This is a genomic window from Pseudotabrizicola alkalilacus (assembly GCF_003443995.1).
Lineage (GTDB): Bacteria > Pseudomonadota > Alphaproteobacteria > Rhodobacterales > Rhodobacteraceae > Pseudotabrizicola > Pseudotabrizicola alkalilacus.
This window is the reverse complement of the sequence record NZ_QWEY01000016.1, coordinates 76,004-87,486: the sequence shown is the minus strand read 5'-3', so window position 1 is coordinate 87,486 and position 11,483 is coordinate 76,004. Positions and strand designations below refer to the sequence as shown.

At 59.4% G+C, this 11,483-nt stretch carries 9 protein-coding genes; 2 read left to right on the top strand and 7 right to left on the bottom strand.

All coding sequences use genetic code 11. The annotated features are described in order from the left end of the window. Positions 1–138: 138 nt before the first annotated feature. Entirely contained in the window at positions 139–750 is a 612-nt protein-coding gene (locus D1012_RS20310) for an integrase core domain-containing protein (RefSeq protein WP_267897841.1), read from the top strand. 370 nt (positions 751–1,120) lie between these two features. Here D1012_RS20310 and D1012_RS20305 read toward each other — a convergent pair whose 3' ends face one another. The 6 genes from D1012_RS20305 to D1012_RS20280 all read right to left on the bottom strand — a co-directional run bounded on the left by D1012_RS20305 (position 1,121) and on the right by D1012_RS20280 (position 9,212). Further along, the gene (locus tag D1012_RS20305) at positions 1,121–1,732 is read right to left on the bottom strand and encodes a peptidoglycan-binding domain-containing protein (RefSeq protein ID WP_118155951.1); all 612 of its coding nucleotides are present in this window, start codon (positions 1,730–1,732) and stop codon (positions 1,121–1,123) included. 134 nt (positions 1,733–1,866) lie between these two features. Then, positions 1,867–6,615: a beta strand repeat-containing protein gene (locus D1012_RS20300; RefSeq protein WP_147335756.1), complete on the bottom strand. Its 4,749-nt coding sequence runs from the start codon at positions 6,613–6,615 to the stop codon at positions 1,867–1,869. A 45-nt stretch (positions 6,616–6,660) separates the two neighbouring features. After that, positions 6,661–7,584, bottom strand: a complete 924-nt coding sequence (locus D1012_RS20295) for a CsgG/HfaB family protein (RefSeq protein ID WP_118155949.1) — start codon at positions 7,582–7,584, stop codon at positions 6,661–6,663. Positions 7,585–7,592: 8 nt separating this feature from the next. After that, positions 7,593–8,192, bottom strand: a complete 600-nt coding sequence (locus D1012_RS20290) for a hypothetical protein (protein WP_199489581.1) — start codon at positions 8,190–8,192, stop codon at positions 7,593–7,595. Positions 8,193–8,305: 113 nt separating this feature from the next. After that, positions 8,306–8,635, bottom strand: coding sequence for a hypothetical protein (locus D1012_RS20285; protein WP_147335755.1), 330 nt, complete (start codon positions 8,633–8,635; stop codon positions 8,306–8,308). After that, entirely contained in the window at positions 8,628–9,212 is a 585-nt protein-coding gene (locus D1012_RS20280; protein ID WP_147335754.1) for a hypothetical protein, read from the bottom strand. Before D1012_RS20280 ends, D1012_RS20285 begins: the two co-directional genes overlap by 8 nt. Before the next feature lie 207 nt (positions 9,213–9,419). Here D1012_RS20280 and D1012_RS20275 point away from each other — a divergent pair, with 207 nt between their 5' ends. Continuing rightward, positions 9,420–10,040 carry a recombinase family protein gene (locus D1012_RS20275; RefSeq protein ID WP_233517217.1) on the top strand — a complete coding sequence of 207 codons (621 nt, stop codon included), beginning with the start codon at positions 9,420–9,422 and terminating at the stop codon, positions 10,038–10,040. Positions 10,041–10,501: 461 nt separating this feature from the next. Here the strand turns inward: D1012_RS20275 and D1012_RS20270 are convergent, their stop codons facing one another. Next, positions 10,502–10,927 (bottom strand): TroA family protein, encoded by a 426-nt coding sequence (locus D1012_RS20270; protein ID WP_118155946.1) that lies wholly within the window; start codon positions 10,925–10,927, stop codon positions 10,502–10,504. Between the last annotated feature and the right edge of the window lie 556 nt (positions 10,928–11,483).

The following is an 11,483-nucleotide window of genomic DNA, read 5'->3' as shown; positions in this document are numbered from 1 at the left end:
CCGCATCGACGACCGCGCCACCCCGATCCACAGCTTCAAACGCCGGATGCGCGAACCCGAAGAAAAACCACGCCCCCGCCCCGGAACCGTCTACAAACTGCGAGACTGGAAGGTCTCGCCGGATCTGGAGGATTAACGGTGCGTAAACGCAAAGCACGCCGCAAAGCCATCGGCACAAGGGCCCCGATCCTGATGGAGGCGCGGGCAAATGCTCGCTGGTCGCTGGATTTCGTCCATGACCAGTTCGCCTGCGGGCGGCGGCTCCGGGTGCTGAACGTTGTGGACGACGTCACGCGCGAGTGTCTGGCGGCGCCCCCTGACACCTCGATCTCGGGCCACCGCGTGGCCCGTGAACTGACCGCGCCGATCGAACGCCGTAGGCAAGCCCGGCATGATCGTGTCAGACAACGGGACCGAACTGACCTAGAACGCAATCCTGAAGTGGTGCGCCGAGCACAGTGCCGAATGGCACTACATCGCGCGGACAAGCGGATGCAGAATGGCTTTGTGGAAAGCTTCAACGGCAGGATGCGGGACGAGTTTCTGAACGAGGCACTGTTCCGCAACCTGGCCCATGCCCGCGATCTGATCGCAGCTTGGGTGACCGACTACAACACCGAGCGCCCTCACTCGGCCCTCGGATATCAAACCCCTGCAGGTTTCGCCCTGCACCTGACCACCGCAATCGCCCGTCCCGCTGCACGTGATGAAAGTTCAGTGGCAGGTCATAACGTCAAAAGGCGCATGTAAAACTGAGCTGATCCCTGCAGCTGGTCTGATGGAGAGGCACAGAAGAAACGCATGTTTGCTCTGCTTCCGGCACCAGAACCCATGCGATGATGGCTATATTTAAAAGGCCCCGGGACAAAAGCCCCGGGGCAGTTTGGCATGCCAGCGGCAGGTTGATCTTGGCATGCCGGGTTTGGAACAAACTGCAATGGGTGCGGAGCCACAGCAGGAGCTGTCCGGGGCAAAGATCGCGCCAGTCATACCATCGGCAAACAAGATCGATGGATCGTATGTTGGTCACCACACTGCCCGCACGATAAGGATATGGTGTCGTGCAGGGGCGGGCTTTGCGTACGAGGATTCGTCACAGAAGACAGATCGGCCGGCCGTATCAGGGGGCCTTTGCAAACATCGACAGCAGAGTGGCGGGATCGGGCAGACCGGTTTTGGTCAGGCCGGCAGACTGCTGATGCGCGATCAGGGCATCACGGGTCTGGGGGCCATACTGGCCATCTATGGAACCAGGCAGATCAGGCAAGCGGCCAGCGTCAACAAGATGCTGCTGAACCAGGATAAAAGTGGGAAGCGGGATCAGAACAGTCTGGTCCGCATTGGTAATTTCGACAGTTTTGGCGGCGGCTGGCACGGCTGCATCCGCCAGCGAGGTGATCAGGCTGTTCAACACCGTTTCGGTCAGCGCCTGCGGGTTGGCCTGGCACAGGGCCACCACCACGCGCGCCAGAACAAGGTTGTCGGTGATCGGCATGACCTCATGGAGGCCGCTGGTCACCCGGTTGGCGTGGGTGGCATAGCCCGCAACCCATGCCGACAGGTATTCAAATATTGCGCCGGAGCCATCCTCTTCAGCGGCATCCGTCAGCGTACTGCAGGTCTGCGCGCCAATCCCACGGACAGAAAAATCACCGTCGGCGGTCTCAGCGAACAGCGGGGCTGCCAGCCCCAGGGCGGCAAGGGTGATCAATGGCAGGTAAGTCAGGCGCATGACGGGATTCCAGATCAGGATCGGTATGAATGAAAGGAAGAAGGAGGGCGGCGAACCGCCCTCCGGACTGGCGAGGGGCAAGCCCCCCGCCAGCTCCGGTCCGCCACGGGCACGCGGGCGGACCGGGTTTGGTGTCAGCGTGTCACGCGGCTGATTGCGTTTGTGACGCTGTTGCCCACTGCACGGGCCGACACAGTGTTTGCCGACACACCCAGCGACGAGGATGAGGCCAGACCGTAGCCGGTAACCCCGATGCTTGCTTCGGAAGCCACAGCGGAGATATTCCCCGTATTGGTCTGGCTGCTGCCCAGCGACGCCGTCGGCGAGCCGGTGTTCAGCGCAGAGACGCGCAGCACGTTGGAAGCGCTGTTGCCGAAGGCTTCGACACCGACGCTGTTGCCAGCCACCGAGAGCGAGCTGCCTGACACACCCGGAACCGCAGAGGCCGCGGTGTTGAGTGCCATCTCGTAGCGGGTACCGACGCTGCTTGCGCTGATCGCCCCGGTGTTGGCCTGCACGTTCAGCACGGCAAATGTGGCATCAGACACAGCCGATCCCACCCCGAAAGCCCCACCAAGGTCGACACGGCCACCCGCCATCGAAGTGCCATAAGACGATCCTGCAACCGCGTTCAGCACGTTCGAAGCATGGTTGCCCCGCGCCAGAGCCGTCGTCGAGTTTCCATCAATGGCGGCGGTGCTGTTAAGCATGGCCGGAACCGCAGCATCCCCCGAGAGCGAGACAGATACGACCGAAGCCGCATTCGTCGTGACAGCCGCTGCACTGGACTGGAAGTTGCCCAGGCCTGCAGAAGACCCCAGCACCGAAGCGCCGTCAACGGTCAGGGTGTTGGTTGCCCGGTTGGCCGAAGCCTCGCCGTAGGTTGCGTTGTTCAACAGGCTGACCGAGCTGGCGGTGATACCGTCAGTTGCAGCAGCCAGTTCATCCAGATTGTAGATATAGCTGGATGCGTTGCTGGAAACCGCAACCGCACCTGCAGACTGGATGTTCTGAACAACATGATTTCCGTTCGCCGCTACCGAGCCGGGCATTGCGACCAGGCCCGCAGCGTCAACGGTGCCAGGCAGGCCGCCGCCTGTATGGGTGATGGTCGTGGCGGAAACGGTGCTGCTGTTGGCAACGTCGTTCATGACCGCCAGCGCCGTGTTTGCGTTGTCCGACATGTCGACGGTCGATCCGGTCACTGCGACCGGAGCGATAATGTCAACTGCCGAGCGCGCCGTGACACCTGCTTCGCTGGTTTGCGAAGACGCGAGGGCAGACCCGGCACTGACACTGTTCGCGCTGAGTGCAACCGCGTTTGACAGGGCGTTGGCTGCCGTGTTGGCAACCGCAACCGAACGCTGGGTATTACCCGACACGGAAATCGCCGTGTCCGAGATAGCCGCGTCTTCAGCCGTTTCGACCGAGAACGTACCAAAGACCGCGCTGTCGAGGCTGCCCGGAGCCGTCACCGCCTGGACGTTGGACAGGGCGTAATCTGCTATAACCTGTGCGTTGGCACTATCAGATGTCACGCTCAGCGCTTGCGCAGACCCCGCTACAGCGCCGCTTCCCTCAATCGCACCCGCGTTGATCGACAGGGCGTTTGAGGCACTGTTGCCGGTTACGGACCCCGAAACACGGTTGTCGTCAACCGAAAGGGTCGAACCCACTACCGAAGCGCCATCAGCAACAATGCTGACACCGCCGATGTTTGGCGTGCCGTTGCTGGCGGGTACCGTCGCGCCGCCTTCAAGGCCTGGCCCTGCACTCATCAGGACAGCATACTCGAGAGGAGTTGCGCTCCAGCCAGCGGCAGCGCGCTGCAACACACTACCACCTGCGTTCGTCCATCCATCTGCCACCAGATAGGCGATCTCGTGAGCCGAAAGGCCCGCCGCGTCGATCGACAGTGTGCCGGTGGTCAACAGGTTGTCTGCGCCATTAAAGTCGGTATCGGAAGTCGCAGTAATGAAAAAGGTGAAAGGACCACCCGGATCTGAAGGCAGACCGGCAAGACCGATCGAAGCTTCCAGAACAGCCGACGACTGCTGGTAGTTCTGCACACCCATGCTGGTGTTGATACGGTTACCTTCGGCTGAAATGCTGTTCGCGGCCGAGTTTGCGGTCACGGCAGCCGACAACTGGTTGCCGTCCGTGGCCACGGCGGAACCGGTGATCGTCGAGAGATCGGAGCCAAGGCGGGTCAGCACCCGGGCCGAGTCTGTCGGAGCCAGTTCATCATCCAGCAAGCTGGCAGTGAATGCGCCAGCTGCCGATTGGGCATTGGTCACGCCAAAGGCTGCGTTGTTGCTCATGCCCGCCGGGCCGGTGTTGACGAACGGGATCGAAGCAGCAGTATCCAGCGCGTTGGCCTCAACCGTCATGGCATTTGTCACACGGTTGCCCGTGCTGAGAGCCTGGATCTGGTTTGTCGAGGTCGCGATGGTGGCCGCAGAAACATCGTCTTCAATGTCCGTGGTCACGCGGGCATAAGCCGTTGCATCCACTCGCGACGCCGCACCGGCAACTGCCTGCGTGCTCGTCAGTTGCGCGACAGAACCGAAGGCCGCTGTGGTCAGCGAACCGGCATCAATGGACAGAGTGTTTGCTGCATCAGTTGCATAGGCCGCACCGACAATACCGTTGCCGGTGTTGCTTGCGGAGCTGGTGGTCAGATCCCCTTCGACCTCAACACCGACCTCGACCATCATGACGCCGCCGGACACGGAGCCCAGGATCGACTGGTCATTCAGCAGTCCAAAGGCGCTGGAAACCGTCGGCTGGGATGCGCCGTGGAACGGCACTCCGACCGGATCAATCAAGAGCGCCGAACCCGAACCGCCAGCAGCTGCCGTCACAGTGTTTGCGTCTGCGGCAAGACTGTTCGTGACCGAGGCACCATAGCCGATTGCACGCTGGATGGTGCCGGAAACGGCGATGCTGCTGTCAGCGACATGCGTGCCGACAACCACACCTGTCCGTGCGCTGGCCAGCGCGGCAGCGACGTCAGCACCTGCACCGCCAATCTGCACGTTCGCAACTCCGGCTCCCGAACCGACAGAATTGCCGGTCAGCGACAGCGCATTGCCAGCCGAACTGCCAAGTGCCACGGCTTCCTGACGGTTGCCTGTCGCGCTCAGCGTGCTGCCGGACACCACATCACCCGGAGCGGCGATACGGGTATCGGCGTCAATTCCGATTTCGGAGCCAACGGTGATTGCCGTTACATCGCTGCTGTAGTTCGATTGCAGGTTGCTGACAGTCACCAGACCGGTGCTCGATACGTTGCCGTCAGTGGTCGCCCCAGCGGTGCCACCGGTCAGCGATGTCAACCCGCCGGCTGCATTCAGGGTGTTCGCTTCAAGTGCAACCGATTGCGATGCGCTGTTGCCATAGGCAGTGGCCGAAACGGTGTTGCCCGTGGCAGCGACAGTGCTGTCGCTGGTCATGCCGCCGGATCCGGTGCCGCCAGTAACGGCCGCAATCTGAGTGCCCGTCGCCTCGACTCTGATGTCAGAACCGGTGTTCGTCTGCTGGCTGGCCATCGCGACGCTGGCGGCGAATGCTGCGGCATCCTTACCGCTGGTCAGGGCTGCGGAAGCGATGTTGCCCGTGCCCTGTGCCGAGATGGTGTTAGACGCAACGCTGACAGTTCCGGCGTCGATGGATTGTACGTTGGCACCGATGCCTGCGCCACTGGTGATCGCCTGAATGGGGCCACCGACGTTGCCTTGATTGTTCAGAACCACCAGATCGGCGGTCGCTGAACCGGCCAGATCGCCCGCATCGTAGGCAAAAGCTGCGCCCGCGACGGGGCTTGCAAGTGGCCCATTAACCGACAACTGGTCGCCGATGGTCAGCGCAATGCCAGATTTGCCAGTTGTGCCGAGCGCGCGGTTACCCGTCGCGGACGAGGAGATGGTGTTGCCCGCAACTGCCAGTCCGCCATCCAGCGTGTTGACGGCAATGGCAGGGTTAGAACCGGTGATCCCGGCCGAAATCTCAGAACCAACGGTGATAGCACTTGCACTGCCCGTGTTGGACTGCAGGTTGGACGCGACCGCAGACCCGGTAAAGGCCGGTGCATCGGTCGATCCCAGACCGATTGCAGTGGTCGCGCTGTTGACAGTCATCGCTGAGGCGATGGCGTTGTTGCGGACCGAAGGCGACGAGTCGACGGTGTTCGACGTATCCGAGCTCAGTTCCAGCGTGATGGCATTGCCGTTGGCCGAGGCAGAGTTGCCGGCTGCAGCGTTCAACTGCACCGAAGTCGCAACGACACTGCCCTCGGCTGCGACCAGATCGTCGGCAGAGGTTGTGTCGGTGTTAGAGGCCGAAGATCCGGGCGTTGCCGAAGCATAGCCATTCGGAAGCGCGCCAGAGATGGTCGTGCTGCCGGTGTTGACATTGCTGGTCGCGCGGATGGTGTTGCCGTCGTTGACTGCAGTGCCACTCTCAAAGCCGGTCAGGTCGACACGCAAGGCATTGTCGGCGGCAGTCGAGGAAACAACTCCCGTGTTCTGTGCAAGCCCGAGCGCAGCAACGCCGTCAACCGGCGCGGCCGCGATCAGAGCGAGATCGATCGTATTGGTGAAGGCGTTTGCCGTCGCAGCGGCCTCCACCGTATTGGCGGTGACGCTGTTGCTGGTGCCCGCTTGGGTGCCGACAACCGTGATGCCGCCGACATTGCCGCTCGCGACGGCACCAATGCTTCCGATGTTCGTCACAGAGGCAAATTCGACCTTGTGACCGAGTGCCGCCGCGTTGGTGAAATCGGGAATGGTCGTTTCAGCCGCGAATGTGCCACTCGCGATCAGGGAGGCCAGCGCCGAAGTGGCGACCCCCGTGAGCAATCGTGCTCTGGTCTTGCTATGCATAGTCATAGTCCCTCCTGGAAGCGGATTTTCCGCTCTATTAAAAACTTACGATTTACTTGGTGTTGCGGCGTCCCACGCAACAGCACTCAACTCGGGCGGAATGCAGGGTGTCGGATCGACCCCCGCGGCAGAAGCCACCAGCTGCAGGACGCCAGCTTCGATGGCCATTCGAACCCCCAGTTGCAGCGGCTCTGCGCTCTTTGCACCGACGTTCACATCAAACAGCGAATCGCCGAAGAATCTGAAGACGCCAAAGCCGACCTCGTATCCGGTCAGCTGTTTCTCGACACTGACGGTATCGTACACGCGCAGACTCTGGGTGCCGACGACACGCAGGTCGACGGCGATATTCATGGTGTAGCGGCGGGCCTTGGGACCAAGATTGCTGATCGCGACCTCGGCTCCGCCTGACTGAATATTGTAGTTCAGCTCGGTGATGCCGCCGACGATGAAGTAGTCGGATTGCAGAATGCCGCCGCCGAAATAGGGTTTCCACGGCACGTCGGTCGTGCCGCCTGTTGCCGGATCATCGACCGTGTGCTGCGTCCCGTCGCCCAAGTGCCGCTGAGCGATGTAGGCCAGTTCGGCATCCGCAATCCGGGTATCAAACCGTTCATGGACCCGGACGCCCTTGCCCATCTTGCCAAGGGCAGAATACGCCATCAGCGCCCCGCCCTGCGTGATGGCAAAACCTTCGTCCTGACCCTGCTTGCCGGTGTAATCCTTGACATCACCGATTGCGATGCCCAACGATCTGCGCTTGGATTGTATCAGCCGACCGACACAAGCCAGAGGTTCGGTCATAGGGGTCACACCGTTGCGCACCGGTGTACTGCTGATGATGGGTGTTTCGCCCGCGACATGTCGGACGGTGCCCAGTTGACCGGTCTCAAGGCAGCCAGACAGCGTCAGGGCAGCAGCGGATAGAAGAGCGGTGCGAAACCCGCCGGAAGTGTTCTGGAGTTTCATGGCGTGCCTCAGTTCAGCGGTCCGGTGATGTTGGACTGGACCTCGCCGTTGAGCGTGGCACCAGCCATGGCACAGGCGGTGCTATCGGTGATGCTGGCGGTCTGATTGCCCGTGTTGGTCTGGCTGTTCGACAGATCCTGATCGCTGGAACCGATATTCATTGCGCCTGACGACGAGGATGAATTCGATCCCGCCACGCCCGAGCTGACGTTGCCGCTGTTATTCTGGTCATTGCCCAACCCGTTGCCTGCCGTGTCGCTGCCGCTGGTGCCATTCTGGGCCTCGTTGCCGGTGGCCCCCGAAGTCACGCCCGAAGTATTGCTGACCTGCGGTGAGTTTGCGGTCTGGCTGTTGGTCGCGATGTTTCCGGTTGCGTCGGCGACGTTGTTGCAGTTGACCTGCGTGCCGATGTTGGTGTTGCTGTAGTTGTTGACCGTAGTCGAGAAGCCATCATAGTAGCCGCCCTTCTTGCGTTCGATCATGTCCAGCACGGCCGACTGATTTGCCTTGTCCGCGCTGGTCTCGAACTGCCATGACCGACTTTCGAGCCAACCGTTTGCATGGGCGGGCTGCGGCATCCACGCATTGGTTATCAGTGCGCAGGTCATACCTGCCAGCGGCCACCCAGCCTTCACACGCCGCGGTCCGGTTGTGGGTGCGCCACCCAGGCCATGCTTTATTCCGTGCGGGTTTACACCCGACTCTGGTTTTCTTGATCGTTTCATTTTTTCTTCTGCCCCTTTTGTTCCTCACAGCACCGGGTGATGTGGGACCGCATCTCGTCAGCTCCCTGCACCTGCGATGGTTCAATTCTTCTCAGGAATTCGGATTCTCCGGACGGACCGGAATTGTTGTTGCGGCCGTGCATATGCAGGGCAGCAAAAGCGAGAATCAGAAACACGGATGTCACGATGGCAAAGCCCACACCGAACCAGAAAGGAAACATGAGCAGGCCAACAAACAGGCACAATACTCCTGCGAAGATTGAGAAAACGGCATATGCAATTGCTGCACCTTCTCTATTTCCATATGAAATAAAAGGATCACGCATGGCCGGGTTCCTGTCGGTCGCGCGCGCGCTGTACCCTGAACATGCTGTTGTTCACTGCCGCAGCAACACCCTCGAAAAATGAAGCCCGAGCCATTGGCATGCGCAGAGTCGCGTCGCAAATTGCCATGCGCTCTGCGGTCAGATCATGTGCACGAACCTCGCTTGACAGCAAAAGAATCGGCATATCCGGGCAAACTTTGCGTAGCTTCAAGCAATAATCGACAGTATCTTCGACCTCGCCCAACAGATCAGCGTCCACGAGGCAAAAATCGAAACTGTCCAATATTTCGGATCGCCTTCCGGGACCGATCACCCTGGAATCGGCGATTGTCAGGGTTCCTCCCAGCTCATGCACCCAATCTGCAATATTTGCGAGCCGTGCATCTGCCGGCTCCCCGAGCAGGGCGACGATGCGGGGAAATGACATGTCGTAATATTGCGTGCGATAAAAAATCTTATCGCAGTTCTCGGCTACACTGCCGCTGAAGCCTGATGCCGCATCGCTACCCCCGGACCGATACCACGGTGCCGCAGGTTCAACCCCAAAGCCTGCACTCTCGCTCGAAGTCCGGTCCATAAGGGTTCCCTTATGGTAGCGGTTTCGGTAGCACCTAAGTTGGGTCTAAGTGGCTGAATTTACAAGCCTCACCCAAGTAGACAACACATGCAGCCGAGTCGACGCAAAAAGGGAACCCTTTGCGTCAAGCTTGGACATGCTTACATGGAGGAAATCCCGTTGAATCTTCCTGCCTTAACCGGGCTCGCATAGATCGGGGGCAACAGAATGAAAAATATGAAAATAAAAACAGTTGGTTACGCGCGGGTGTCAACTGATGATCAGCGGCTCGACCTTCAGCTTTCCGCTTTGAAAGCAGCCGGATGCACACAGATTTTCTCTGACAAGGGAATTTCTGGAGCAGAGTTCGCCAGGCCAGGACTCGACATGGCAATTGGCAACCTCCGCACAGGCGATACGCTGATCGTGTGGCGATTGGATCGGTTAGGCCGCTCCCTGAAACGTCTGGTTGAACTCGTCGATCAGTTTGGGAAGCGGGGAATCCAGTTCCGTTCCTTGAACGAAGCAATAGATACCAGCAGTTCCGGCGGAAGACTTGTCTTCCATATGATGGCGGCGTTATCGGAGTTCGAAAGGAATCTCATCAGCGAACGCACGCGGGCTGGAATGGAGGCGGCGCGTCAGGGTGGGCGTCGGGTTGGGCGACCGCCTTCCCTGAATATCAGCCAGGTGTCCGCGGCGTATGTTTCCATTTATATAGAAGGTGAAGATATCGACATCGTTGCAAGCCGCCTGAAAGTATCAAAACGCACGCTTCGCCGCAGTCTGAACGCAAATGACGCACAATTGCAAAGGATGTCGCTGGAGAAATACGGGGTTCGAACGTGACCGATACAGGACTGCAACAAGCTTGCTTTAGATTCCGATACCACGTGGAGAAACGCGCACACTTATCTCCATGTCACACGCCGATAGCGTGGGTATTCAGGATGTCGATCTTGGCACGGTTTGACTGAAAAGAATCTCAGCGGATGAGAGCCGGTCCTTGCCCCCGACGAATGTCTCAGGCTGAAATCGGCGGATTAAACCAACCCAGGTTTACTGAAGCACAGAACACGCGGAGAATTGCCCGTCACAAATATCATAAAACCGCAGCACCGAACGTAGTCGGCCAACCAAAGGCCCCTGAATTTTTGGATGGCACAGCCAGACTACCCGTTTCGTAATTGATTGTCCTCATTGAAGACGGTCGAGGATCAGCCGGGAATCCAGCCAATCTGCCGCTTATTTCTAATCTCTGATGATCAGCACCTTGCAGCCCCTTCATCACCAGTAACTTTCGGGCACAGTCACCGCCATGCCGTGTCATGCGCTGCTGCACTGGCCGCGCCCCAACTGGCAGGTGCCACGGGTTCAATGCCCGCCCCCTGCCCTCTGCGAAGATTGCAGCAAGCAACGCCGCCGTAAATCTTTACCGGAGTAAAGACGGTGTTTGCCGCATCGGGCACTCTGTCCCGGAACCCGGCCACCAGGCTGTCATATTCCTCCGACAGTTCTGTATAACGGGTGCGGCGGTTGGTCTGATCGGTAAGCTCGCCCCCAAAAATGCGGATACACTTTTCCTGAACCGGCCCCAGTACGACATCAACGATCAGCGAAAGCGCGTCACGCGGCAAGGCGTGATAGGAAGGACCAACACTCAGATCTGGTCTCAATGCGGCAAACGTCTCGATATCAGGGGCCTGATGGGTATTCATATTGCGGATGGCAGACATATCACAGCGCGTCGAAAGGCAACGCTAAGCCGCGTCAGCCCAAAGGCGTTTGCGACCGGTCTAGCCGGAGGGCGTGATTTCCATAGCTTCCAGCTGGTTGGGTACGCTAAAATCTCGCATTGCGGGTTGATTTTTACCTGTATATGATTGAAATTATTAATAAAATGTATGTCTGGTGCGTTTTGACCAACGCGGATGCAGGCTCCAACCAAGGGAAAGCAGGTCCGAACAGCAACCGCGTAAGATGCGGTGCCACAAGGCCTATCAGGCCTGCACTGGGCTCACAGACGATAGAGGTTCAGCGCCGGATTGTTGAAGATGGCGCCCCCCCCCCCCGCAAGCGCCCGCGAACCGATCAGGCAAATCCGCAATGTCTTCAGCCAGTGTTGTTTCAGCAAAACGAGACAGGTATGTCGTCACACTGGATAGGGTGCCGAGCATGACACCTTACAGGAGCAACCGTTCAGGCGCAGCCGTAATACCACTGTTCAGGATCACCACTGCGGCGGCAGCGATCGCGCCGGTCTGACGATAGGCACGGGCATTTTCGCAACTT

Bases quoted from the DNA above. Each gene is read 5' to 3' on its own strand.
- D1012_RS20305 (WP_118155951.1), bottom strand. From the start codon at position 1,732: ATGCGCCTGACTTACCTGCCATTGATCACCCTTGCCGCCCTGGGGCTG.
- D1012_RS20300 (WP_147335756.1), bottom strand. From the start codon at position 6,615: ATGCATAGCAAGACCAGAGCACGATTGCTCACGGGGGTCGCCACTTCG.
- D1012_RS20295 (WP_118155949.1), bottom strand. From the start codon at position 7,584: ATGAAACTCCAGAACACTTCCGGCGGGTTTCGCACCGCTCTTCTATCC.
- D1012_RS20290 (WP_199489581.1), bottom strand. From the start codon at position 8,192: ATGACCTGCGCACTGATAACCAATGCGTGGATGCCGCAGCCCGCCCAT.
- D1012_RS20285 (WP_147335755.1), bottom strand. From the start codon at position 8,635: ATGCGTGATCCTTTTATTTCATATGGAAATAGAGAAGGTGCAGCAATT.
- D1012_RS20280 (WP_147335754.1), bottom strand. From the start codon at position 9,212: ATGGACCGGACTTCGAGCGAGAGTGCAGGCTTTGGGGTTGAACCTGCG.
- D1012_RS20275 (WP_233517217.1), top strand. From the start codon at position 9,420: ATGAAAAATATGAAAATAAAAACAGTTGGTTACGCGCGGGTGTCAACT.
- D1012_RS20270 (WP_118155946.1), bottom strand. From the start codon at position 10,927: ATGTCTGCCATCCGCAATATGAATACCCATCAGGCCCCTGATATCGAG.